This is a genomic window from Rhodococcus aerolatus, from assembly GCF_054783215.1.
This window is the reverse complement of the sequence record NZ_BAAGQZ010000005.1, coordinates 22,652-47,094: the sequence shown is the minus strand read 5'-3', so window position 1 is coordinate 47,094 and position 24,443 is coordinate 22,652. Positions and strand designations below refer to the sequence as shown.

General features: G+C 75.1%; 20 protein-coding genes and 1 tRNA gene. 11 read left to right on the top strand and 10 right to left on the bottom strand.

The window, feature by feature from the left end:
• Window positions 1-11 precede the first annotated feature (11 nt).
• Window positions 12-212 (top strand): hypothetical protein, encoded by a 201-nt coding sequence (locus ACYVOF_RS03570; RefSeq protein WP_460864146.1) that lies wholly within the window; start codon window positions 12-14, stop codon window positions 210-212.
• Window positions 213-278: 66 nt separating this feature from the next.
• Here ACYVOF_RS03570 and sodN read toward each other — a convergent pair whose 3' ends face one another.
• The gene (gene sodN / locus ACYVOF_RS03565; protein WP_460864288.1) at window positions 279-689 is read right to left on the bottom strand and encodes a superoxide dismutase, Ni; all 411 of its coding nucleotides are present in this window, start codon (window positions 687-689) and stop codon (window positions 279-281) included.
• A gap of 212 nt (window positions 690-901) precedes the next feature.
• On the opposite strand from sodN, the gene ACYVOF_RS03560 reads away from it, so the two are divergent.
• Window positions 902-1,225, top strand: a complete 324-nt coding sequence (locus ACYVOF_RS03560) for a S26 family signal peptidase (protein ID WP_460864145.1) — start codon at window positions 902-904, stop codon at window positions 1,223-1,225.
• 17 nt (window positions 1,226-1,242) lie between these two features.
• Here the strand turns inward: ACYVOF_RS03560 and ACYVOF_RS03555 are convergent, their stop codons facing one another.
• Window positions 1,243-1,848 carry a dTDP-4-dehydrorhamnose 3,5-epimerase family protein gene (locus ACYVOF_RS03555; RefSeq protein WP_460864144.1) on the bottom strand — a complete coding sequence of 202 codons (606 nt, stop codon included), beginning with the start codon at window positions 1,846-1,848 and terminating at the stop codon, window positions 1,243-1,245.
• Window positions 1,849-2,137: 289 nt separating this feature from the next.
• On the opposite strand from ACYVOF_RS03555, the gene ACYVOF_RS03550 reads away from it, so the two are divergent.
• From ACYVOF_RS03550 to ACYVOF_RS03530, 5 genes are all read left to right on the top strand, one after another.
• On the top strand, window positions 2,138-3,343 hold the full coding sequence (locus ACYVOF_RS03550) for an NAD(P)-dependent malic enzyme (RefSeq protein ID WP_460864287.1): 1,206 nt from the start codon (window positions 2,138-2,140) through the stop codon (window positions 3,341-3,343).
• A 181-nt stretch (window positions 3,344-3,524) separates the two neighbouring features.
• Window positions 3,525-4,607 carry an ABC transporter ATP-binding protein gene (locus ACYVOF_RS03545; protein ID WP_460864143.1) on the top strand — a complete coding sequence of 361 codons (1,083 nt, stop codon included), beginning with the start codon at window positions 3,525-3,527 and terminating at the stop codon, window positions 4,605-4,607.
• Complete coding sequence (locus ACYVOF_RS03540; protein WP_460864142.1) at window positions 4,600-5,250, top strand: ABC transporter permease; 651 nt, start codon at window positions 4,600-4,602, stop codon at window positions 5,248-5,250. The genes ACYVOF_RS03545 and ACYVOF_RS03540 overlap by 8 nt, the downstream gene beginning before the upstream one ends.
• Window positions 5,247-5,972 (top strand): ABC transporter permease, encoded by a 726-nt coding sequence (locus ACYVOF_RS03535; RefSeq protein WP_460864141.1) that lies wholly within the window; start codon window positions 5,247-5,249, stop codon window positions 5,970-5,972. The genes ACYVOF_RS03540 and ACYVOF_RS03535 overlap by 4 nt, the downstream gene beginning before the upstream one ends.
• Window positions 5,969-6,907 carry an ABC transporter substrate-binding protein gene (locus tag ACYVOF_RS03530; RefSeq protein ID WP_460864140.1) on the top strand — a complete coding sequence of 313 codons (939 nt, stop codon included), beginning with the start codon at window positions 5,969-5,971 and terminating at the stop codon, window positions 6,905-6,907. Before ACYVOF_RS03535 ends, ACYVOF_RS03530 begins: the two co-directional genes overlap by 4 nt.
• Window positions 6,908-6,988: 81 nt before the next feature.
• Here the strand turns inward: ACYVOF_RS03530 and ACYVOF_RS03525 are convergent, their stop codons facing one another.
• The 8 genes from ACYVOF_RS03525 to ACYVOF_RS03490 form a co-directional block, all read right to left on the bottom strand.
• Entirely contained in the window at window positions 6,989-7,183 is a 195-nt protein-coding gene (locus ACYVOF_RS03525) for a DUF6104 family protein (RefSeq protein WP_460864139.1), read from the bottom strand.
• A gap of 11 nt (window positions 7,184-7,194) precedes the next feature.
• Window positions 7,195-11,118, bottom strand: a complete 3,924-nt coding sequence (locus ACYVOF_RS03520) for a multifunctional oxoglutarate decarboxylase/oxoglutarate dehydrogenase thiamine pyrophosphate-binding subunit/dihydrolipoyllysine-residue succinyltransferase subunit (RefSeq protein ID WP_460864138.1) — start codon at window positions 11,116-11,118, stop codon at window positions 7,195-7,197.
• A gap of 144 nt (window positions 11,119-11,262) precedes the next feature.
• Window positions 11,263-14,964: an ABC transporter ATP-binding protein gene (locus tag ACYVOF_RS03515; protein WP_460864137.1), complete on the bottom strand. Its 3,702-nt coding sequence runs from the start codon at window positions 14,962-14,964 to the stop codon at window positions 11,263-11,265.
• Between the two features lie 81 nt (window positions 14,965-15,045).
• The gene (locus ACYVOF_RS03510) at window positions 15,046-15,930 is read right to left on the bottom strand and encodes a hypothetical protein (RefSeq protein ID WP_460864136.1); all 885 of its coding nucleotides are present in this window, start codon (window positions 15,928-15,930) and stop codon (window positions 15,046-15,048) included.
• Window positions 15,927-16,847: an ATP-binding cassette domain-containing protein gene (locus ACYVOF_RS03505; protein WP_460864135.1), complete on the bottom strand. Its 921-nt coding sequence runs from the start codon at window positions 16,845-16,847 to the stop codon at window positions 15,927-15,929. Before ACYVOF_RS03505 ends, ACYVOF_RS03510 begins: the two co-directional genes overlap by 4 nt.
• A 68-nt stretch (window positions 16,848-16,915) precedes the next feature.
• A tRNA-Arg gene (locus tag ACYVOF_RS03500) sits at window positions 16,916-16,990 on the bottom strand.
• A 70-nt stretch (window positions 16,991-17,060) separates the two neighbouring features.
• Window positions 17,061-17,774, bottom strand: coding sequence for a DUF305 domain-containing protein (locus ACYVOF_RS03495; RefSeq protein ID WP_460864134.1), 714 nt, complete (start codon window positions 17,772-17,774; stop codon window positions 17,061-17,063).
• Window positions 17,775-17,776: 2 nt separating this feature from the next.
• Window positions 17,777-18,715: a DUF3105 domain-containing protein gene (locus tag ACYVOF_RS03490; RefSeq protein WP_460864133.1), complete on the bottom strand. Its 939-nt coding sequence runs from the start codon at window positions 18,713-18,715 to the stop codon at window positions 17,777-17,779.
• Between the two features lie 203 nt (window positions 18,716-18,918).
• Here ACYVOF_RS03490 and argS point away from each other — a divergent pair, with 203 nt between their 5' ends.
• From argS to thrC, 4 genes are read left to right on the top strand one after another with little or no spacing between them, the layout of a single operon-like run.
• Window positions 18,919-20,571 (top strand): arginine--tRNA ligase, encoded by a 1,653-nt coding sequence (gene argS / locus ACYVOF_RS03485; RefSeq protein ID WP_460864132.1) that lies wholly within the window; start codon window positions 18,919-18,921, stop codon window positions 20,569-20,571.
• Entirely contained in the window at window positions 20,568-21,986 is a 1,419-nt protein-coding gene (gene lysA, locus ACYVOF_RS03480) for a diaminopimelate decarboxylase (RefSeq protein ID WP_460864131.1), read from the top strand. The genes argS and lysA overlap by 4 nt, the downstream gene beginning before the upstream one ends.
• The gene (locus ACYVOF_RS03475; protein ID WP_460864130.1) at window positions 21,983-23,308 is read left to right on the top strand and encodes a homoserine dehydrogenase; all 1,326 of its coding nucleotides are present in this window, start codon (window positions 21,983-21,985) and stop codon (window positions 23,306-23,308) included. Before lysA ends, ACYVOF_RS03475 begins: the two co-directional genes overlap by 4 nt.
• Entirely contained in the window at window positions 23,305-24,432 is a 1,128-nt protein-coding gene (gene thrC, locus ACYVOF_RS03470) for a threonine synthase (RefSeq protein ID WP_460864129.1), read from the top strand. Before ACYVOF_RS03475 ends, thrC begins: the two co-directional genes overlap by 4 nt.
• Window positions 24,433-24,443: the final 11 nt, after the last annotated feature.

Sequence of the window (24,443 nt, the reverse complement as noted above, 5' to 3'; positions counted from 1 at the left end):
TCATCGGGGCGGTGGGGGAGCCGATCGAGGTGGAGCTGGTGCTGCCGGCCGTCCTGTCGCAGTGGGACGTCGACGAGGCGCTGCTGGCCGAGGCGATGTCCGTCGCGCTGCCGCGGGGGCTGTTCCCCGACCTGACGGGCCGCACCGCCCGCAGCCACGGCGAGGTGGCCCCGGGCCGGGTCCGGTGGACGGCCAGCTTCCGGACCACCTGAGCCCGACCCCGCTCAGCACGACGCCCGCCCCACCGGGTGGTGGGGCGGGCGTCGGGAGCAGCAGCGTCAGGCAGCCTGCTTGGTCTCCCAGAAGATGCGGTCGATCTCGGCGATCTGGTCGAGCAGCGCCTGGCCGGTGGCCGGGTCGTTCGAGCTCTTGGTGCCGTCGGCACCGCCGCCGGCGGCCTTGGTCGCCTTGTTGAACAGCTCGTGCAGCTGGGGGTACTTCTCGAAGTGCGGGGGCTTGAAGTAGTCGGTCCACAGCACCCAGAGGTGGTGCTTGACCAGCTCGGAGCGCTGCTCCTTGATCTCGATGGCCCGGGCGCGGAACGCCGGGTCGTCGTTGCCCTGGTACTTCTCCTGGATGGCCTTGACGGACTCGGCCTCGATGCGGGCCTGGGCGGGGTCGTAGACACCGCAGGGCAGGTCGCAGTGGGCGGTCGCGGTGAGGCGGGGGGTGGTCAGGCGGGACAGCAGACCCACGGTTCCTCCTGTGACGGGGACGCCCGTGCGGAGCGGGGCGTCGGTGGTGGAAGATCGAACGGGGCCGACCCTACGCCGGGACGCCCCACCCGGCCCGTGCTGCGAACCGCTTGCGGCAGCGAGGACCTGGCGACGCGACGGGGACGCCGGGGCGGCCCGGTGGGCGACGGAGGAGGGGTGCGGTGCGGGGGCTAGGAGCCGGGTCGGTGCTGCCCCGCCGGGTGCTGGTCCGGGGCCCGTCGATGAGCCCCACCCTGTCCGACGGGGACGTGGTGCTGGCGTGGTCCGTGCTGCGGCCGCGGCCCGGCGACGTGGCGCTGGTGCGCTGGGCCGCCCGCCCGGAGCAGCTCTCCGTCAAGCGCCTCGCGGGCCGCGCGCCCGGCGGCGGCGGGGACGTCCGGCAGGGCTGGGACGTCCGGGGCGACTTCCCGGACGGCTCCACCGACTCCCGCACCCTCGGCCCCGCCACCGTGGTGGCCGTGGTGGCGGCACGGCTGCACCCGCGGCCGCGCCGGCTGCGCGGCGGCTGACACCGGGTGGGGGACCGTCAGGCCCGGGCGCGGAGCCCCTCGACCCACTCCTGGCACGCGGCCAGCTCGGGCAGCCACCCCGCGTCGAGGGCCTGGGCCAGGCTCGGGGCGGCGCGGTCCTTGTCGGAGAGCACGAGGTCGAGCTCGCTGGGCCAGGGCAGCGCCAGCTCGGGGTCGAGCGGGTCCACGCCGCGCTCGGCGCCCGGCCGGTAGCCGGTCGTGCACAGGTAGGCCATGGCGGTGTCGTCGTCGAGCGCGACGAAGGCGTGCCCGAGGCCCTCCGAGAGGTAGACCGCGTTGCCGCGCACCGACTCCAGCAGCACCGCCTCGTGGTGGCCGAAGGTCTCCGACCCGACGCGCAGGTCCACCACGACGTCGAGCAGGGCGCCGCGGGCGCAGTAGACGTACTTCGCCTGCCCGGGCGGGGTGTCGGCCACGTGCACGCCCCGGACCACCCCGCGGCGGGAGACGCTGTGGTTCGTCTGGCCCAGGGCCAGGTCGTGCCCCGTCGCCTCCCGGAACGCCTCGGCCTGGAACGGGGCGACGAAGGACCCGCGGTCGTCGGGGAACACGGTGGGCTCGAACTCCCAGGCCCCGGCGATGGCGAGCTCGCGTGTGCGCACGGGCGTCAGGGTACGGCGCGGCCCCGGAGGGGCGGCTCGACCGGCCGGGAGCGGGGATGCCACACTGGACCCGCACCCGGTGGCCGACCGCCGCCGGACGACGCTGGTCACCCCAGCGCCCGGGCCGTGCCGGGAGCCGACCGCTCCGCCCCGCCCGCTGACCACCCCTGGGTGGGCCCCGCCCCGTGACGGATGCCCGCCACCCCTGCGCCACACCCGGCGCGAGCCGCCGCCCCTCCCCGGGCGCGGGCCTCGCGCCGCCATCCCGAGGAGGGACGACGTGACCACCGTGTTCGAGGCACAGCGACCGACCGAGCGGGGCAGCACCGCCCCGGCGCTCACCGACGACGAGATCTTCGACGCCCACCGCGGCGGCAAGCTGTCGGTGACGGGGACGGTGGCGCTCGACACGGCCCGGGACCTCTCCATCGCCTACACCCCCGGGGTGGCCGAGGTGAGCTCCGCGATCGCCGCGGACGCCGGCCTCGCCCGCACCTACACCTGGGCCTCGCGGCTGGTCGCCGTGGTCAGCGACGGCACCGCCGTGCTCGGCCTCGGCGACATCGGCCCGCGCGCCGCCCTGCCCGTCATGGAGGGCAAGTCGGCGCTGTTCAAGTCCTTCGCCGACCTGGACTCCATCCCCCTCGTGCTCGACACCACCGACGTCGACGAGATCGTCGAGACCCTGGTGCGGCTGCGCCCCAGCTTCGGCGCCGTCAACCTCGAGGACGTCAGCGCCCCGCGGTGCTTCGAGCTGGAGGCCAAGCTCGTCGCCGCGCTGGACTGCCCCGTCATGCACGACGACCAGCACGGCACCGCCATCGTCGTGCTGGCCGCCCTGCGGGGCGCGGCGCAGGCGCTCGACCGCGACCTGACCGGGCTGCGGGTGGTCGTCTCCGGGGCCGGCGCGGCCGGCGTGGCCTGCGCGAACATCCTGCTGGCCGCGGGCGCGGCCGACGTCACCGTGCTCGACTCCCGCGGCATCATCGGCACCCACCGCGAGGACCTCACCCCCGTCAAGGCCGAGCTCGCCGCGCGGACCAACCCGTTCAGCCGCACCGGGGGCCTGGCCGAGGCCATGGCCGGTGCCGACGTCTTCCTGGGGCTGAGCTCGGGCACGGTGTCGGAGGACGTGGTCGCCTCGATGGCGCCGGGGGCGATCGTGTTCGCGCTGTCCAACCCCACCCCGGAGGTGCACCCCGACGTGGCCGCGCGGCACGCCGCGGTCGTCGCCACGGGCCGCAGCGACTTCCCGAACCAGATCAACAACGTGCTCGCCTTCCCCGGGGTGTTCCGCGGCGCGCTCGACGTCGGCGCCACCCGCATCACCGAGGGCATGAAGCTGGCCGCGGCGCAGGCCATCGCCGCGGTGGCCGCCGAGTCGCTGTCCGTCGACGCGATCGTGCCGAGCGCGCTGGACCCCCGCGTCGCACCCGCCGTGGCCGCGGCCGTCGCGGCCGCGGCCCGCGCCGAGGGGGTCGCCCGCGAGGGCTGAGCCAGGTAACGATCGGGCAACCACACCGCCCGGGTCGCGCGGATCTCCCGTCGTCCGCTGCGCCCCGGGCGTGCTCGTGGTTAGGGTTCCTCCGCACTGTCCACCGGGCGCTGGCCCTGACCCAGGCGCTGGGCCCGACCAGGATCGTCCTGCCGGGACCGCTGACGAGGGGAACACCTCCGTGATCGAGTTCCGCGACGTGACCAAGCGCTACCCGGACGGCACCACGGCCGTGGACTCGCTCTCGCTGACCGTGCCCGACGGGGAGATCACGGTCTTCGTGGGCCCGTCGGGCTGCGGCAAGACGACGTCGCTGCGGATGGTCAACCGCATGGTGGAGCCCACCAGCGGCCAGGTCCTGCTCGACGGCACCGACGTGATGAGCGGTGAGCCCGCCGAGCTGCGCCGGGGCATCGGCTACGTCATCCAGAGCGCAGGGCTGTTCCCGCACCGCACGGTGCTGGACAACGTGGCCACCGTGCCCATGCTGGCCGGCACGAAGAAGGCGAAGGCGCGGGAGCGGGCCCGCGAGCTGCTCGACGTCGTCGGCCTCGACCCCGACCTGGCGTCGCGCTACCCCGCCCAGCTCTCCGGCGGGCAGCAGCAGCGCGTGGGGGTGGCCCGGGCGCTGGCCGCCGACCCGCCCGTGCTGCTCATGGACGAGCCGTTCAGCGCGGTCGACCCCGAGGTGCGCGAGCGGCTGCAGGACGAGCTGCTGCGGCTGCAGTCCGAGCTGGGCAAGACCATCCTGTTCGTCACCCACGACATCGACGAGGCCGTGCGCCTCGGTGACCGCGTCGCGGTGTTCCGCCAGGGCGGGCACCTGGCGCAGTACGACAGGCCGCGCGAGCTGCTGGCCCGCCCCGCCGACGACTTCGTCGCCTCCTTCGTCGGCCGGGACCGCGGCTACCGCGGGCTCAGCTTCACCGGTGACGACGCGCTGCCGCTGGCCGAGGTCGACACCGTCGCCGAGGAGCAGCTCTCGGCCGGGGTCGAGCCCGCCACCGGGTGGCGGCTGGTGCTGCGCGACGGCCGACCCCACGGCTGGCTGCGCCCCGGGGCCACCGAGGCGGCCGACGTGGTCCCCGGGGGCTCGCTGCACCGCCGGGGCGAGCCGCTGCGCTCGGCCCTCGACGCCGCGCTCAGCTCGCCGTCCGGGCAGGGGCTGGTGGTCGACGGCGACGGTGCGCTGCTCGGCGCCGTGCGCGGGCCCGAGGTCCTGGAGCGGATCGACGCCCACCGCAAGGAGATGGCCGGTGGGTGAGTACCTGTCCAACTCCATCTACCAGCAGCAGATCCTGACCGACTTCGGCCAGCACCTGTACCTGTCCTTCGTGCCGATCCTGGTCGGGCTGGTGGTGGCCGTGCCGCTGGGCTGGGTGGCCAGCCGCACCGCGACCGCGCGGGCGCTGATCCTGGGCACCACCAGCGTGATCTACACGATCCCGTCGCTCGCGCTGTTCGTGGCGCTGCCGTTCATCCTCGGCACCCCGTTCACCGGGTCGATCAACATCGTCGTGGCGCTGAGCGCGTACACGATCTGCCTGCTCACGCGCAGCACGGTGGGCGCGCTCGACGCGCTGCCGCCGGCCACCTTGACCGCGGCGACGGCCATGGGCTTCGCCCCGGTCCGCCGCTTCCTCACCGTCGAGCTGCCGCTGGCGGTGCCCGTGATCGCGGCCGGGCTGCGGGTGGCCGTGGTGTCCAACGTCAGCCTGGTCAGCATCGGGGCACTCATCGGCACGGGCGGGCTCGGCGAGCTGTTCACCTTCGGGTTCGCCCGCAGTTTCGTCCCGCCCCAGCTGGTCGGCATCGTGCTGGTCGCGCTCATCGCGCTCGTCGGCGACGCGGTCGTCGTCGGCGTGCAGAAGGCGCTGACGCCGTGGCTGCGGGCGGGGGCGTCGTGATCGTCACGCAGGTCCTGGACTTCCTGACCGACGGGGCCAACTACGGCGGGCAGAACGGCATCGTCACCCGCGCCGTGGAGCACCTGAGCTACTCGCTGCTCGCCGTGGCCATCGCCGTGCTGATCGCGCTGCCGGTGGGCGCGCTGATCGGGCACACCGGCCGCGGCGCGACCCTGGTGCTCGGCTCGGCCACGGCGCTGCGGGCCATCCCCAGCCTCGGCCTGGTGCTGCTGCTGGTCTCCAGCTTCTCCATCAGCCTCACCTGGCTGATCATCACGCTCGTGGTGCTGGCCGTGCCGCCGGTCATGCTCGCCACCCTGGCCGGCGTCTCCGGGGTCGACCCGGACCTGCCGGACGCGGCCCGCGGGGTGGGCATGACCGAGCCGCAGGTGCTGCTGCGGGTCGAGCTGCCCAACGCGATGCCGGTGATCTTCGGCGGCGTGCGCACCGCGATGCTGCAGGTGGTGGCCACCGTGCCGATCGCCGCGCTCGTGGCGCAGGGCACCCTCGGGCAGTACATCGTCTCCGGCCTGCTGCAGCGTGACGTGCCGCAGGTCGTCTCCGGGGCGGTGCTCATCGCGCTGCTCGCCGTGCTCGTCGACGTCGCGCTGGCCGGACTGCAGCGTCTCGTCGTCCCGACCGGGCTGCGGCTCCTCGCGGGTCCCCGCCGCCGCTCGGTGCTCTCCCGACGGGGACCCGACCAGGAGAGGACACCAGCATGACCCGAACCAGGACCAGGCTGCGGGCCGGCAGAGGCCGTGGCGTCGTCGCGCTGGCGGCCCTCGCCGTCGTCGCCACCGCCGCGACCGCGTGCGGCAGCTCGGACACCGCCCTCGGCGGTGGCCAGGCCAGCCAGGACAACGTCATCGTCGGCTCGGCCAACTTCCCCGAGAACGAGCTGCTGGCGGAGATCTACGCCGGCGGGCTGCAGGCCGCGGGGGTGAACGTGACGAAGAAGCTCAACATCGGCGCCCGCGAGATCTACCTCGGCGCCATGCAGAACGGGGAGATCTCGGTGATCCCCGACTACACCGGCAACCTGCTGCTGCAGTACGACAAGGCGGCCACCGCGGCCTCCTCCGACGAGGTCTACACCGCGCTGCAGGCCGCCCTGCCGCAGGACCTCAAGGTGCTCGAGTACTCCCCGGCGGAGGACAAGGACGTCGTCGCGGTGACGCCCGAGACCGCCCAGCAGTACAACCTGAAGTCCATCGAGGACATGGTCCCGGTGTGCGGGCAGTTCGTCGTCGGCGGCTCCGGCTCGTTCGAGACCCGGCAGGCCGGCCTCGTCGGGCTCAAGGACAAGTACGGCTGCACCTTCCAGCGGTTCCAGGCGCTCGACACCGGCGGCCCGCTGACGGTCCAGGCGCTCAAGGACGGCACCGTGCAGGCGGCGGACCTCTACAGCACCGACCCGACGCTGGTCGACGGCACGTTCGTCAGCCTGGCCGACCCGAAGAACGTCTTCCCCGCCCAGAACGTGGTGCCGCTGTACAAGGACGGCTCGCTGTCGGACGCGGCGAAGTCGAAGCTGAACGACATCTCCAAGGCGCTCGACACCGCCACCCTGGCCTCGCTGCTGCGCCAGGTCTCGGTGGACAACCAGCCGGCGCAGACCGTCGCCGGGCAGTTCCTCAAGGACAAGGGCCTCGGCTGACCCCGGTCCGACCACGACGAGGCCCCCACCGCACCGCGGTGGGGGCCTCGCCCGTCCGGGGGTCCGTCCGGTGGGGACTGCTCAGTCGTCGAGGTCGGCGTCCAGGTCGTCGGCATCGTCGCGGGCCAGGAACGTCGCGAAGCGCTCCGCGGCGTCCTCGAACTCCGGGTTGAGGTCGACGAACACACGCAGGCGCCCGGCCAGCCACTCCAGGCTCACCTGCTCGCCGCCGCGCCGGCTCTCCAGCTCCTCGATGCCGCGGTCGGTGAAGTACACGCCCGCGCCGCTCAGGCGAACGCGTCGTCGATGAGCGCGGCCTGCTCCACCGCGTGCACCTTCGACGACCCGGCCGACGGGGCGGCCATGGCCCGACGCGAGACCCGCACGAGGCGCTGCAGCTTGTCCGGCAGCAGCTCCGGCAGGTTCAGCCCGTAGAACGGCCACGCGCCCTGGTTCGCCGGCTCCTCCTGGACCCAGCGCACCTCCTCGGCGTTCGGGTAGCGGTCCAGCGCCTCGGTGAGGCGGCGGCGCGGCACCGGGTAGAGCTGCTCGACCCGCACGATCGCGGTGTCGGTGATGCCCTCCTTGGCCTGCCGCGCCGCGAGCTCCCAGTACAGCTTGCCGCTGCACAGCAGGACCTTGCGGACCTTCGATGCGTCCCCGCCGTCGTTCTCGAACGTCGGGTCGTCGATCACCGAGTGGAACTTGCTGCCCTCGGTGAAGTCGGCGACCTGGCTGGTGGCGGCCTTGAGCCGCAGCATCGACTTCGGGGTGAACACCACCAGCGGGCGGTGCACGCCGTCGATGGCGTGGCGGCGCAGCAGGTGGAAGTAGTTCGCCGGGGTGGACGGCACCGCCACCGTCATCGAGCCCTCCGCGCACAGCTGCAGCCAGCGCTCGATGCGACCCGAGGTGTGGTCCGGGCCCTGGCCCTCGTGGCCGTGGGGCAGCAGCAGCACCACGTCGGAGCGCTGCCCCCACTTGGCCTCGCCGGAGGAGATGAACTCGTCGATGATCGACTGCGCGCCGTTGACGAAGTCGCCGAACTGCGCCTCCCACAGCACGAGCGCGCTGGGGTCGCCCACCGAGTAGCCGTACTCGAAGCCGACGGCGGCGAACTCGCTCAACGCCGAGTCGTAGGCCAGGAACTTGCCGACCGAGTCGTCCTCGTCCTGGTGGGCCGAGCCCAGGTTCTGCAGCGGGGTGTACTCGACCCCGGTCCTGCGGTCGATGACCACCGAGTGGCGCTGGGTGAAGGTGCCGCGGCGCGAGTCCTGCCCGGAGAGCCGCACGGTGCGGCCCTCCATGACCAGCGAGCCGAACGCGAGCAGCTCGCCGAAGCCCCAGTCGACCCCGCCCTCGCGGGCCATCGTCGCCCGGCGCTCGAGCACCGGCTTGACCCGCGGGTGGGCGGAGAAGCCCTCGGGCAGGTCGGTGTGTGCGTCGCCGATGCGGGCGAGCACCTCGGCGCTGACCGCGGTGTCGACCTTGGTCGGGACCACCTGGTCCGCCTCGACCGACGGGCTGGGCTCCGGGGTGTACTTCTCGATCTCGCGGACCTCGTTGAACACCCGCTCGAGCTGGCCCTGGTAGTCGCGCAGCGCCGCCTCGGCCTCCTTCATGGACAGGTCGCCGCGGCCGATGAGGGCCTCGGTGTAGCTCTTGCGGACGCTGCGCTTGGTGTCGATGAGGTCGTACATGCGCGGCTGCGTCATCGAGGGGTCGTCCCCCTCGTTGTGCCCGCGCCGGCGGTAGGAGATGTGGTCGATGACCACGTCCTTGCCGAAGGCCTGGCGGTACTCGACGGCGAGGCGGGCGACCCAGACGCAGGCCTCCGGGTCGTCGCCGTTGACGTGGAAGATCGGCGCCCCGATCATCTTGGCCACGTCGGTGCAGTACTCGCTGGAGCGGGAGTGCTCGGGGGCGGTGGTGAAGCCGACCTGGTTGTTGACGATGACGTGCACGGTGCCGCCGGTGCGGTAGCCGCGCAGCAGGGCCAGGTTGAGCGTCTCCGCCACCACGCCCTGCCCGGCGAACGCCGCGTCGCCGTGCATCATCAGCGGCATCACGGTGAAGCCCTCCTCGCCCTTGTCGAGGAGGTCCTGCTTGGCGCGCACCAGGCCCTCGAGCACCGGGTCCACGGCCTCGAGGTGCGACGGGTTCGCGGTCAGCGAGACCGCGACGTCGTTGTCGCCGAACATCTGGATGTACTTGCCCTCGGCGCCGAGGTGGTACTTCACGTCGCCGGACCCGTGGGCCTGCGTCGGGTTCAGGTTGCCCTCGAACTCGGTGAAGATCTGCTGGTAGGGCTTGCCGACGATGTTGGCCAGCACGTTGAGCCGGCCGCGGTGCGGCATGCCGATGACGACCTCGTCGAGGCCGTTCTCCGCGGCCTGGTCGAGCACCGCGTCGAGCATGGGGATGGTCGACTCGCTGCCCTCGAGCGAGAAGCGCTTCTGCCCGACGTACTTCGTCTGCAGGAACGTCTCGAACGCCTCGGCGGCGTTGAGCCGGTTGAGGATGTACTTCTGCTCGGCCAGCGTCGGCTTGGTGTGCGGGCGCTCCACCCGCTGCCGCAGCCACGCCTGCTGCTCGGGCTCGAGGATGTGGGTGTACTCCACGCCGACGCTGCGGCAGTAGGAGTCGCGCAGCACGCCGAGGACGTCGCGCAGCTTCATCCGCTCCTGGCCGGCGAACCCGCCCACGTTGAACTCGCGGTCGAGGTCCCACAGCGTCAGGTCGTGGTTGAGCACGTCGAGGTCGGGGTGGTTGCGCGCCCCGCGGCCCAGCGGGTCGGTGTCGGCCATGAGGTGCCCGCGGTTGCGGTAGGCCTCGATGATCTCCAGGACGCGGGTGTTCTTGTCCACCGCGCCCTCGGGGATGTCCTGGCGCCAGCGGATCGGCTCGTAGGGGATGTGCAGCGAGTCGAAGATGTCGTCGTAGAAGCCGTCCTCGCCGAGGAGCAGCTGGTGGATCGTACGCAGGAAGTCGCCGGACTCGGCACCCTGGATGATCCGGTGGTCGTAGGTCGAGGTGAGCGTGAGGATCTTGCCCACCCCGAGTTCGGCGAGCCGCTTGTCGCTGGCCCCCTGGAACTCGGCGGGGTACTCCATCGCGCCCGCGCCGATGATCGCGCCCTGGCCCTGGACCAGCCGCGGCACCGAGTGCACGGTGCCGATGGTGCCGGGGTTGGTCAGCGAGATGGTGACCCCGGCGAAGTCCTCGCCGGTGAGCTTCCCGTCGCGCGCCCGGCGGATGATGTCCTCGTAGGCCGACCAGAACTGGCCGAAGCTCATCGTCTCGGCGCCCTTGATGGCGGCGACGACGAGGGAGCGGGAGCCGTTCTTGCCCGGCAGGTCGATGGCCAGGCCCAGGTTGGTGTGGGCCGGGGTGACGACGGTGGGCTTGCCGTCGCGCTCCTCGAAGTGGCGGTTGAGGTTCGGGAAGGCCTCGACGGCCCGCACGATCGCGTAGCCCAGCAGGTGGGTGAAGGAGATCTTCCCGCCGCGGGTCCGCTTGAGGTGGTTGTTGATGACGATGCGGTTGTCGAACATGAGCTTGGCGGGCACCGCCCGCACGCTGGTGGCGGTGGGCACGCTCAGCGAGGCCGACATGTTCTTGGCCACGGCGTTCGCCGCGCCGCGCAGCACGCTGGCGGACTCGGTGGGCTCGTCCTCGTCCTCGGCGGTGTCGGACGCGCCCGCGGAGCCGCCGGAGCGGACCGCCGGCTTGGCCGACTCCGCGGGCGCGGCGGCCTTGGCCGGCGCCGGGGCCTTCGCGGCCGGCTGCTCCGTCGCCGGGGCCTTCTCCGTGTTGGACTTCTGCGTGGCTGACTTCGGCGCAGCCGCCTTCGCCGCGGTGGCCTTCTTCTCGGGCGCCTTCGCCGCCGGGGTCTCCTCCGCGGGGGCCTTCGTCTCCGGGGCCTTCTTCTCCGGGGCCTTCGTGCCCGAGCTCCCGTTGCCCGCGCTGCCGTTGGCCGAGCTGCCGTTGCGGGCGCTGCCACCGCCGGAGGAGGCCCCCGGGCCGGCCTTCCCGCCGCCGGTGGAGGCGGCCGGGGCGGCGGGGTCGCTGCCGCCGTCGTCGGGGGAGTAGTCCGCCAGGAACTCGTGCCAGGCCTCGTCGACCGACGACGGGTCCTCCTGGTAGCGGCGGTACATCTCGTCGACGAGCCACTCGTTGGCCCCGAACTGGGACCCCGGGCTGCTAGGCACGGAACTGCGGGTCACGGCAGGTGTTCGCCTCGATTCCATATCGTCTCCTGTGAGCACACCTGCCGGTCAGGCTAGACCTTCCACGCGCCCGGTACGTCCCCGGCGCAGCTCGCCGGGAGGAGGTCCCCGTCACGGTCGGGCGGCTCAGGCCGGCTGGGTCGGACGGGCGCCGTCGAGGTCCCCCGCCCGCCACAGCCGGGCGTAGTGGCCGTCGAGCGCGAGCAGCGCGTCGTGGCTGCCCTGCTCGACCACCCGGCCGCCGTCGAGCACGACCACGAGGTCGGCCCGCTGGGCCGTGGCGAGCCGGTGCGCGACGACGACGGCGGTGCGGCTGCGCGTCACCCGGTCCCCGGCTCGGAGCACGGCGGCCTCGGTGGCGGGGTCGAGCGCGGCGGTGGCCTCGTCGAGCAGCAGCAGGTCCGGGTCCACCAGCTCGGCCCGGGCCAGCGCCACGAGCTGGCGCTGCCCGGCCGAGAGGCCCTGGCCGCGCTCCCCGGTGGGCTGGCGCAGCCCGGCCGGCAGCGCCGCGAGCACGGGCAGCGCCCCCACGGCGTCCGCCGCGGCGGTCACCTCCGCCCGGGACGCCCCCGGCCGGCCGTACGCGATGTTGGACGCGACGTCGCCGGTGAACAGGTGCGGCTCCTGCGGCACCACCCCCAGCCGGCGGCGGTAGTCGCCCAGCGCCAGGTCGCGCAGGTCGGTGCCGTCGACCCGCACCGCGCCGGCCGTGGGGTCGTAGAACCTCGCCAGCAGCTTGACCACCGTCGACTTGCCCGCCCCCGTGCGGCCCACCAGCGCGACCGTGGCCCCGGCGGGCACGTGCAGGTCGACGTCGGTCAGCGCGTCGACCGGGGCGCCCGCGTAGCGGAAGCCGACGTGGTCGAGGTGGACCTCGCCGCGCAGGTGGGCGGTCAGCGGCGCCGCGCCCTCGCGCTCCCGGACCGAGCTGGGGGTGGCCAGCAGGTCACCGATCCTCCCCAGGCCGACCCGGGCCTGCTGGTAGCCGTCGACCACCTGGCTGAGCTGCTGCACGGGGGCCAGGAAGAGGCCGAGGTAGAGGACGAAGGCGGTGAGCGCGCCCACGCTCGTGGTGCCCGAGGCGACCCGCCCCGCCCCGACGAGCAGCACCGCGGCCTGGGCCAGGTCGGTGAGCAGCGCGACCAGCGGGAAGTACAGCGAGATGGCCCGCTGCGCCCGCATCCGGCTGCGCCGGTAGTCCGCGCTGCGCGCGACGAAGCGCCCGGCCGAGCGCTCCTCCCGGACGTAGGCCTGGCTGACCCGCAGCCCGGCCACGTTCTCCTGCAGGTCGGCGTTGACCAGGCCGACCTTCTCCCGGGCGTCGGCGTAGGCCCGGGAGGAGGCGCGCTGGAACACCACGGTGGCGACGACGAGCACCGGCAGCACGGCCAGCGCGACCGCGGCCAGCACGCCGTCGGTCAGCAGCAGCGCCGCGCTGACGCCGAGGACGGTCAGCACGCTCACCACCGCCGTGGCCAGCCCGGTCTGCAGGAACGTCGCCAGCGCGTCGACGTCGGTCGTCATCCGCGTCATGATGCGGCCGGCCAGCTCGCGCTCGTAGAAGTCCAGGCCGAGGCGCTGCAGGTGGGTGTAGCTGCGCACCCGCAGCGAGAACAGCACCTGCTCCCCGACGCGGGCGGTGCGCACCGTCTGCGCGGCGACCACCGCCCAGTCCAGCGCGACCACCCCCAGCCCGACGGCCACCGTCACGGCCAGGGCACGTCCGGACCCGGCCACCACGCCGCCGTCGATGGCCCGCTGCACCAGCGCGGGGAAGGCGAGGGTGGCGGCGGCGTCGACCGCGACGAGGCCGACGACCACCGCGAGGCCCAGCCGCACCGGGGCGAGCAGGTCGGGCAGCCGGAAGCCGCGCTCGATCGCGGGCACGTCGGCGGGGTCGGGCCGGTCGGCGGCGACGGGCAGCGCGGCCACCGCGGCGCGCAGCCCCGGGGTGGGCGGGACGGCCAGCGCACCGGCCGTGCCACCGGTGGGGCCCCCGTCGGTGCTGGTGCCGGTGCCGGTGTCCGGCCACGGGTCGCGGGCCGCCGCCGGGTCGGGCGTCTCGACCAGCGCGTCACCGGGCCCGGCGAGCAGGCCGCGGAACGTCGCCGAGCGGGCCGTGAGCTCGGCCTCCGTGCCCACGTCGACCACCCGGCCCCCGACCACGAGGGCGACCCGGTCGGCCAGCGCGAGGGTGGAGCGCCGGTGGGCGACGAGCAGCGTGGTGCGCCGCGAGGTCACCTCGCGCAGGGTCTCCTGGATCGCGGCCTCCGTCGCGGCGTCGACGGCGGAGGTGGCGTCGTCCAGCACCAGCACCCGGGGGTCGGTGAGCAGCGCGCGGGCCAGGGCCAGGCGCTGGCGCTGCCCGCCGGACAGGGTCAGCCCGCGCTCCCCGACGAGGGTGTCGAACCCGTCGGGCAGCGCCTCGACGAACCCGGTGGCCTGGGCCGCGTCCGCCGCGGCCCGCACCTCGGCGGGGCCCGCGTCGGGCCGGCCGTAGGCGATGGTGGACGCGACGGAGTCGGAGAAGAGGAACGCTTCCTCGAAGACCACGCCCAGCGCGCCGCGCAGGTCGGCCAGGCGGAGGTCGCGGACGTCGACGCGGTGCGCGCCCGCCCCGAGCCGCACCGAGCCGGCCGAGACGTCGTAGAAGCGGGCCAGCAGCAGCGCGGTGGTCGACTTGCCGGAGCCGGCCGGGCCGACGAGGGCCACCGTCTCCCCGGGGGCGACGTCGAGGTCGAGCCCGGTCAGCACCGGGTCGTCCGCGGTGTAGCCGAACTCGACGCCGGTGAAGGTGACCCCCAGGGGGCCGTCGGGCAGGTCCTGCGGTGCGGCGGGCTCGCGCACCCCCGGGCGGGCGTCGATGACGTCGCCGACCCGTTCCACGGCCGCCCGGGCCAGCTGGCCGCTGACGACGAGCCCGGCCAGCAGCCGCGCCACCCCGGACAGCGCGCTGAGGTAGGTGGCGAAGGCCAGGAAGGTGCCCACGGTCAGGTCGCCGCGCAGCGCCAGCACGCCGCCGACCCCGATGACCCCGACCAGGCCCAGCTGGGGCAGGGCGGCGAGGGTGGGGGCGAAGCGCGCGTTGATCCGGGCCGCCCGCAGCCGGTCGGCGTAGAGCCGGCGGGCGGCGCCCTCGAGCTCGGCGGTGGCGCGTTCCTCCTGGCCGAAGCCCTTGACCACCCGCACCCCGGTGACGGTCTCCTCGACGTGCTGGGCGACGTCGGCAGCCCGCTGCTGCGCGGCCCAGGTGGCGGGGAACAGGGAGCGCCGCGCCGTGCCCGCGGCCACCGCGACCAGCGGCACCACGACCAGTGCGACCACCGTGAGCAGCGGGGAGAGGTAGGCCATGGCCACGAGGGAGACCACCAGCTGCACGGCCGAGCCGAGCGACAGCGGCACCATCGCGAGCAGCCCCTGCACCAGCTGCAGGTCGGTGATGGACCGCGACACCACCTGGCCGGTCCGCAGCGCGTCCTGCGCGGGCCCGTCGAGGCGCTGCAGCGAGGTGAACAGCCGGGTGCGCAGGTCGTGCTGGACGTCGAGGGAGAGCCGGCCGCCCAGGTAGCGGCGGGCGAACACGGCGACGAAGCGCACCGCGGCCAGCCCGGCGATGGCCGCGACCGCGGGCCCGACCACCCCGCGGGCGCCGGCCACCGCGCCGTCGACGGCCGTGCGGGCCAGCAGCGGGACCACGGCGTCGACCCCGGTCCCGAGCAGGGCCACGACCACGGTCGCGACGACGAGCCGGGGGTGCTGCCAGGCGGCGGTGGCGAGCCGGCGCACCCAGCCCCGGGGGGCGGGCACCGGCGACGGGACGACGGTCATCGGTCCGCGACGGTAGTCCCGCCCGGGCGGTGCCGCCGCGGGGTCCGCGGGGCGGTGGCCGGGGCCGGTGGCGAGCGGGGGTCAGGCGACGGGGCGGCGCCGGGCCGCCCACCAGCCCGCGGCGCAGACGGTTGCCGTCCACGCCAGCAGGACCAGGCCGCCGAGCCACCACCGCCCGGCCTCGGGGACGGTGACCGAGGGCACGCTGTCCGCCAGCGCCTGGCCGAGCTCCTCGAGCGGCCGGCGCCGGGTCAGCGCACTCGTCGCGCCCGTCGGGCTGAGCACCCCCGCCTCCCCGGAGCGGCCCGCCGCCGCCCCCACCGACGTCAGCACCGGGGAGACGACCCACACCGCGACGAGGCCGAGCACCACCGCCCGCACCTGGTGCCCCACCAGCAGCCCGAGGCCCACGCCGAGCACCGTCCACAGCGCCAGCGCCACCGCGTCGGTGAGCAGCCAGCCCAGCAGCGCGGCGGCCGGGGGCAGCGTCGCCGACCCCCCGGTGAGCAGGAGGCCCCCGGTGGCCGCCGCGGTGGCGGCCCCGGTGACGACGACGCCCAGCACGAGTCCGAGCCCGGCGTGGACCAGCACCCGGGCCAGCAGCACGGGGTCCCGGCCGCCGGCGGTCAGCGCGGTCACCCCCGCCGTGCCGTGCCGGCGCTCCGTCGTGGCCCCGACGGCCCCGAGCAGCAGCGCCACCGCGGTCGCGGCCTGGGCGCCCACCGAGGCGGCGAGACCCTGCAGCGGCGGCACCGCCACCCCCAGCGCGGACAGCTCGTCGCGGGCCGCGGACTGCGTGGCCGCGGCGACGACGGCCGCGACCAGGCAGGCGGGCACGGTGCCCGCGAGCAGCAGCACCGCGGCGGTGCGGGTGGTGGCCACGCGGCGCAGCTCGGCCCGCAGCAGGGCGGTCCGCCACCACCCCGTCGTCCCGGCCCCGGTCCCGCCCCCGCCCGCGGCCGTCACGGCGTCCCCGGCCCGGTCGTCAGGCGCAGGTACGTGCGCTCCACGTCGGGGTGCTGCTCGGCCAGGTGGTGCAGCGGCACCCCGGCCGCCCGCGCCACCGCCGCGACGTCCCGCCCCGTCGCACCCCCGACGTCGAGGCGGCCGTCCCGGCGCACCCGCACGTCGGTGGTGCCCGCGGCGACCAGCGCCGTCGCCAGCCGCGCCGGGTCCGCGCTGCCGGCGAGCACGCGCACCGTCTCCCCGGTGAGCAGGCCCGACGCCGGGCCCTGGTGCACGCACGTCCCGCCGCGCAGCACGACGACGGGGTCGTCGTGCCGGGCGGCCTCGCGGGGGTCGCGCTCGGCGACGACGACCGTCCGCCCGGCCCCGGCCCACGCCCGCAGCAGGTCGCGCAGCCACGCCGCCCCGGCCGGGTCGAGGTCCCGGGCGGGCTCGTCGACCACCAGCACCCGGGGGTCGGCGAGCAGCGCGGCCGCCACGGTGAGGCGGCGGCGCGCGGCGGGGGAGGTGCGCCGCACCCGCAGGCCGGCCTCGGCGGTGAGCCCGACGAGCTCGAGCACGGCGGGCACCCGTGCGGCGGGCAGCTCGAGCGCGTCGGCGAGCACCCGGAGGTGGTCGCGCACGCGCCGGCCGGGGTGCAGCCCGGCCGTGGCCGGGACGTGGCCGACGGTGCGGGCCGGGACCGCCAGCGCGCGCACGGCCCGCCCGTCGACGGTGGCGCTGCCCGCGGTGGGGGCCAGCAGGCCCAGCAGGGCGCGCAGCGCGGTGGTCTTGCCGGCGCCGGGCGGCCCGAGCACGGTCGTCACCGCGCCGGGCTCGGCGCGGCAGGTGAGCCCAGCCAGGGCGGTGGTGGTGCCCAGCCGCACCGTGAGGTCGGTGAGCCGGACCTGTCCGCGCGGGGCGGCGGGGGAGCTCACCGCCCCATCCTGCCGCAGCCGCCCCGGGGCGGCCGCCGCGTCGGGCGGGGTGGTGGCTGAGGTGGTGGTGGTGCCCCCGGCAGGATTCGAACCTGCGCCTACGCCTCCGGAGGGCGCCGCTCTATCCCCTGAGCTACGGGGGCGGACCGCACCGGGGTGCGACCTCGCCTGGGCGGTGCCGAGACTAGCGCACCCGCGGGGTGCTCCCCGCCGCTACCCGGTCAGCGGCAGCGGCTGCGCCCCGCGCTGGGCGAGCAGCGTGGTCATGTACTCGGCCTCGTTGACCTGGGTGCCCGAGACCTGCTTGGCGAAGCTCGCCACGACCGGCTGGCCGGCGTTCGCGGCCGCGTAGCTCAGCATCCCGGCGCCGCCCTGGTGGTGGCGCAGCATGAGCTGCAGGAACAGCGTGTCGACGTCGGTGCCCGTGGCGGCGCTGAGCGCGGCCAGGTCGTCCTGGCTGGCCATCCCCGGCATCTGGGCGACCCCGCCTGCGGGCATCGCCCCCATCCCGGCGGCCATGGGGCTGCCCGCCATCCACGTCATGTACGGGCCCGTCGGCAGCTGCGCCCGCCCCCACAGGGTCAGCCAGCCCTGCATCTGCCCGATCTGGGCCTGCTGGGAGGTGAGGATGTCGAAGGCGAGGCTGCGGACCTCCGGCGCCTGGGCCCGCACGTAGGCGACGTTGGCCATCTGCACCGCCTGCTGGTGGTGCACGGTCATGTCCTGCAGGAAGCCGACGTCGACGGAGTCGGCCGCAGGCACGGTGAGGGTGTCGCCGCTGCCGGACGGGCCGAGCGTGGCGCCGGCCAGGAAGCCGAGGCCCACGAGGACGACGACGGCGAGCACGAGCAGCGCGGGCTTCTCGCTGCGGGGCCGAGGCCGCCGCGGCGCCTCCGGCTCGGGCCGGGCCAGGGTGTCGGTGGTCACGATCAGCTCCCGGGGGTCGGGGTGGGTGCCGCGGGGGCGGTCGTCGGGGCCGCCTCCGGGGTGGTGGCGGCGGCGCTCGTCGACGGGGCGGTCGCGGCGCCGCTGAGCTGGGACGGGTCGGTGATGTCCTGCTGCGTGGCGCCGGTGCCCGACATCGGGACCGCGTCGGGCCCCGGCGGGGTCGGGTCGAACGGCGGCGGGTCGGCCGGGTCGAACAGCGAGGTGTTCGCGGTGTCGCAGCTGGCCCCGACCTCGGGGTAGGTGTTGGAGTTCAGCCGCAGCGCGGTGATGAACTCGTCGATGCGGGGGTCGTTCGCGCTGTCGACCTCGAGCCGGTGGCCCCAGGACTGCAGCGAGACCGGCGAGCTCTGCCCGGGGTAGGCCGAGCCCAGCATGTAGGGCTTGCCGGTCACCTTCGACTCCAGCGCGCTCACCTGGTCGGCGGGCAGCGTGTCCGGGTTCCAGGTGATCCACACCGCGCCGTGCTCGAGGGAGTGCACCGCGTTCTCGGTGCGCAGGCCGTTCGGGTAGACCGTGCCGGTGCAGGTGGCCCACACCTGGTCGTGCGGGCCGCCGAACGGCGGGGACTGGTCGTAGGCCACGCGCTGGGTGGCGGTGACGTGCTGGCCCGCCGGGTAGTCGACCTTGGTCACCCCGTCGATGGCCGACGACGGGTCCGGGTTGTCGGCCGACGGCACGAAGCGCTGCGCCTCGGCGCGCGTCTCGTACTTCGGCACCAGGTAGACGGCGATGGCGGCGACGAACGCGAGGACGACGACGACGGCGCCGATGGTGATCCAGGGGACCTGCCGCTTGGTGACGACGGACCCCTTCGCCGACGTGGCACCGCGGCTGCGGCTGCCCGCCGCCTTGAGGGCCTTCGCCGACTTCGCCGCGCTGGCGGAGCTCGCCGGCTTCTTCCTGCTGGGGCCGCTGGCCATCGCTCTCGGGTGTCCTCACTCGCCCCGGGCTGCGGGGCCGTCGTCGGTGCGGGGCCGCGGGCGCGGCCGCACACCGGCCGTCCGCCCGACCCCGCAGGTCGTCTCCACTGTACGAGCCGTGCCCCGGGTGCTCCGGCGTCCGGCACCGCGGCCCCGTCGGGCGGTGGGGGGCGGGCACGCGGGAGCCCATAGGATCGACGCCCGTGACCCCCGCCGACCTCGCCGAGCTGGTCCGTGCCGTCGCGGCCGAGCAGCTGGCCGCGCACGGCCTGGACCCGGACGTCCTCCCGCCCGCGGTGACGGTGGAGCGCCCCCGCAACCCCGAGCACGGCGACTACGCCACCAACCTGGCCCTGCAGGTGGCCAAGCGCGCCGGGACCAGCCCGCGCGAGCTGGCGGGCTGGCTCGCCGAGGGCCTGGCCCGTCGCGACGAGGTCACCTCCGCCGACGTCGCGGGGCCGGGCTTCCTCAACGTCACGCTGGCCACCGCGGCGCAGGGCGCCATCGTCACGGCCGTGCTGGCCGCCGGCCCGGACTACGGCCGCGGGGACTCCCTCGCCGGGCGCCGGGTCAACCTCGAGTTCGTCTCCGCCAACCCCACCGGTCCCATCCACCTGGGCGGCACCCGGTGGGCCGCGGTGGGCGACGCCCTGGGCCGGGTCCTCGCCGCGCAGGGCGCGGAGGTGGCCCGGGAGTACTACTTCAACGACCACGGCGCGCAGATCGACCGGTTCGTCCGCTCGCTGGTCGCCTCCGCCCTGGGCGAGCCGACCCCCGACGACGGCTACGCGGGCTCGTACATCGCGGAGATCGCCGCCGACGTGGTCCGCGCCCACCCGACCGTGCTGACCGAGCCGGTCGAGGAGCGCGCGGAGATCTTCCGCGCCACCGGCATCGACCTGATGTTCGCCCAGATCAAGGCCTCGCTGCACGAGTTCGGCACCGACTTCGACGTCTACTTCCACGAGAACGACCTGTTTGCCTCGGGCGCGGTGGAGCGGGCGGTGGCCGAGCTGAAGGACTCCGGCAACCTCTACGAGGCGGACGGGGCGTGGTGGCTGCGCTCCAGCGACTACGGCGACGACAAGGACCGCGTCGTCATCAAGAGCGACGGCGATGCCGCCTACATCGCCGGCGACATCGCCTACTTCCGGGACAAGCGCTCCCGGGGCTTCGACCTCTGCATCATCATGCTGGGCGCGGACCACCACGGGTACGTCGGCAGGCTCAAGGCCGCCGCGGCCGCGGGGGGCGACGACCCCGAGGCGGTCGAGGTCCTCATCGGGCAGATGGTGAACCTGGTGCGCGACGGCGAGGCGCTGCGGATGAGCAAGCGCGCGGGCACCGTGATCACCCTGGAGGACCTCGTGGAGGCCGTGGGGGTCGACGCGGCCCGCTACGCCCTCATCCGGTCCTCGGTGGACTCCAGCATCGACATCGACCTGGGGCTGTGGCAGTCCCGCAGCAGCGACAACCCGGTCTTCTACGTGCAGTACGCGCACGCCCGGCTCTCCGCCCTGGCCCGCAGCGCCGCCGAGCTCGGCATCACCTCGGCCGACCCGGACCTGGCCCTGCTCACCCACGACCGCGAGGGCTCGCTGGTGCGCACGCTGGGGGAGTACCCGCGGGTGCTGGCCTCGGCCGCCGAGCTGCGCGAGCCCCACCGCGTCGCCCGCTACCTCGAGGAGCTGGCCGGGACCTACCACCGGTTCTACGACTCCTGCCGCGTGCTGCCGCAGGGCGACGAGGAGCCGGGTCCGCTGCACTCCGCCCGCGTCGCGCTGTGCGAGGCCACCCGCACCGTGCTCGCGAGCGGCCTGGGGACGCTCGGCGTCTCGGCCCCGGAGCGGATGTGAGGGCGCACCCCGCGGGGCCGCGGCACGCCGACGTCGTCTCCGACGAGCGGGCCCCGGAGCGGCCCGCGTCGGCCGCCGCCGTCGACGCGCTGCCCGCCGCGGTGTGGCCGCGCGGGGCCGCCCGCGGCGACGACGGCGTGGTCCGCCTCGCCGGGGTCGACGTCCGCGAGCTCGCGCAGACCTACGGCACCCCGCTGTTCGTCATCGACGAGGACGACTTCCGGTCCCGCTGCCGGGAGATGGCCGAGGCGTTCGGCGCGCCCGAGCGGGTGCACTACGCGAGCAAGGCCTTCCTCTGCGGCGAGGTCGCCCGGTGGGTGGACCAGGAGGGCCTCTCGCTCGACGTGTGCTCGGGCGGCGAGCTGGCCGTGGCGCTGCACGCGGGCTTCCCGGCCGAGCGGATCGCCCTGCACGGCAACAACAAGTCCGTCGCCGAGCTGGCCATGGCGGTCGAGCACCGGGTGGGCGCGGTCGTGCTCGACTCGACCGTGGAGATCGACCGGCTCGACGCCCTGGCCCGCGAGGCCGGCGTGGTGGCCGACGTGCTGGTGCGGGTCACCGTCGGGGTCGAGGCCCACACCCACGAGTTCATCGCCACCGCCCACGAGGACCAGAAGTTCGGGTTCTCCCTGGCCGGGGGCGACGCGGCCGCGGCCGCCGCCGCGGTGCTGGACTGCGAGAACCTGCGCCTCGTCGGGCTGCACAGCCACATCGGGTCCCAGATCTTCACCCCCGACGGCTTCGAGGTCGCCGCGCACCGGGTCGTCGGGCTGCTGCGCTCGCTCGTCGACGTCCACTCCGCGGAGCGGCTCGCCTCGGTCACCACCCTCGACCTGGGGGGTGGCCTGGGGATCGCCTACACCGCGGCCGACCGGCCCCCGCCCGTCGCCGAGATCGCCGCCTCGCTGCGTCGCATCGTCGCCGCGGAGACCGCCGCGGCCGGGCTGGGCGAGGTCACCGTGACGGTCGAGCCCGGGCGCGCGATCGTCGGGCCCGGCACCGTCACCCTCTACGAGGTGGGCACCACCAAGGAGGTCGCCCTCGGCGGCGGGGCGGGCCGGCGCTACGTCAGCGTTGACGGCGGCATGAGCGACAACCTGCGCACCGCGCTGTACGACGCCAGCTACGACTGCCGGGTGGTCTCGCGGAGCTCCACGGCCGAGCCGGTGGTGTCCCGGGTCGTCGGGAAGCACTGCGAGAGCGGGGACGTCGTCGTGCGCGACGCCTGGCTGCCCGCCGACCTGGGCCCGGGCGACCTCGTGGCCGTGGCCGCGACCGGTGCCTACTGCTACGCCATGTCGAGCCGCTACAACCTGCTCACCCGGCCGGCCGTGGTGGCCGTGCGCGACGGCGCGGCGCGCCTCGTGCTGCGCCGCGAGACCGTCGAGGACCTGCTCAGCCTGGAGGTGCCGTGACCACCCGCAGCGACGCGGCCGGGGGGGTGCGGCCCATCGGCGTCGCGCTGCTCGGCTGCGGCACCGTCGGATCGGAGGTCGTGCGGCTGGTGACGAGCCAGTCCGCCGAGCTCACCGCGCGCGTGGGCGCCCCGGTCGAGCTGCGCGGCATCGCCGTTCGCCGCCTGGGCCGCCACCCCGACGTGCCGCAGGACCTGCTCACGACCGACGCCGAGGAGCTCGTCACCCGCGACGGCGTCGACGTGGTCGTCGAGGTCATCGGCGGCATCGAGCCGGTGCGCTCGCTGCTGCTGCGTGCGCTCGGCGCGGGCAAGTCGGTGGTGACGGCGAACAAGGCGCTGCTCGCCGACCACACCGCCGAGCTCGCCGCGGCCGCGGACGCCACCGGGGCGGACCTGTACTTCGAAGCCGCTGTGGCCGGGGCGATCCCGCTGCTGCGCCCGCTTCGGGAGTCCCTCGCGGGCGACCGCATCACCCGGGTCATCGGGATCGTCAACGGCACCACCAACTTCATCCTCTCCGCGATGTCGGAGACCGGCGCGGGCTACGCCGAGACCCTCGACGAGGCGGGCCGGCTGGGCTACGCCGAGGCCGACCCCACCGCCGACGTGGACGGCTTCGACGCCGCGGCCAAGGCGGCGATCCTGGCCAGCATCGCGTTCCACTCCCGCGTCACCGCCGACGACGTGCACCGCGAGGGCATCCGCGGGGTGACCGCGTCCGACATCGCCGCGGCGACCGCGCTGGACTGCACGGTGAAGCTGCTGGCGCTGTGCGACCGGGTGGTGGGCGAGGACGGTGTCGAGCGCGTCTCCGCCCGCGTGTACCCGGCGATGGTGCCGCGCACCCACCCGCTGGCCGGGGTCGGCGGTGCGTTCAACGCCGTCGTCGTCGAGGCCGACGCCGCGGGCCGGCTCATGTTCTACGGGCAGGGCGCCGGCGGGGCGCCGACCGCGTCGGCCGTGCTGGGCGACCTGGTCGCGGTGGCGCGCAACCTCGTCCACTCCGGCCGGGGCCCGCGCGACTCCGCCTACGCCGCCCTCGCCGTGGCCCCCATGGGCGACACCCCCACCCGCTACCACGTCAACCTCGAGGTCGACGACCGCGCGGGGGTGCTGGCCGCCGTGGCGGGCGCGTTCGCCGAGCGCGGCGTCAGCATTTCCCGCGTCCGCCAGGAGGGCCGGGGCGCGGGTGCCTCGCTCGTCGTGGTCACCCACTCCGCCCCCGACGCCGCGCTGGCCGCGACGGTGGAGACGCTGCGCGGGCTCGACTTCGTGACCGACATCAGCAACGTGCTGCGCGTGGAAGGCGGGGACGCATGAGCGAGCGGAGCGACGTGGGGGTCGAGCACCGGAGCGAGCTGGGGACCGCGCGGTCGTCCGGGGTGCACCGGGCGTGGCCGGGGCTCATCCACGCCTACCGCGACCGGCTGGCCGTCCCCGAGGGCACCCGCGTCATCACGCTGCGCGAGGGCGCGACCCCGCTGATCCCCGCCCCACACCTCTCCGAGCTCACCGGCTGCGAGGTGCACCTCAAGGTCGAGGGGGCCAACCCGACCGGCTCGTTCAAGGACCGCGGCATGACGATGGCGGTGACGGACGCCTACCGCCGCGGCCAGCGCGCCGTGCTGTGCGCCTCCACCGGCAACACCTCCGCCTCGGCCGCCGCGTACGCCGCCGCCGCCGGGATGTCGTGCGCGGTCCTGGTGCCCGACGGCAAGATCGCGACCGGCAAGCTCGCACAGGCGGTGATGCACGGGGCGACGATTATCCAGGTGCGCGGCAACTTCGACGACTGCCTGGAGCTCGCCCGCAAGACGACGGCGGAGTTCGAGACCATCGGCCTGGTGAACTCGGTCAACCCCGAGCGCATCGAGGGCCAGAAGACGGCGGCCTTCGAGGTCTGCGACGCCCTGGGCCGTGCCCCCGACGTGCACGCGCTGCCGGTCGGCAACGCCGGCAACATCACCGCGTACTGGAAGGGCTACCGCGAGTACCACGCCGACGGGGTCGTCGACGTGCTGCCGCGCATGCTCGGGGTGCAGGCCGCGGGCGCGGCCCCGCTGGTGCTCGGGGGGCCGGTGAAGGAGCCCGAGACCCTGGCCACCGCCATCCGCATCGGCTCGCCGGCCTCCTGGACGGGGGCGGTCGAGGCCCAGGAGCAGTCCGGCGGGGCGTTCCGGGCCGTCACCGACGACGACATCCTGGCCGCCTACCGGCTGGTGGCCGCCCGCGAGGGCGTGTTCGTCGAGCCCGCGTCCGCCGCGAGCATCGCCGGGCTGCTCGCCGCGCGGGAGGAGGGGTGGCTCCCCGCGGGGCTGACCGTGGTCTGCACCGTCACCGGGAACGGCCTCAAGGACCCGGCGACGGCCCTGCTGGGCATGGCCCCGGTCGAGCCGATCGACGTCGACCCCGCCGCGGTGGCCCGGGTGCTGGAGCTGGCGTGACCGGGCGGGTG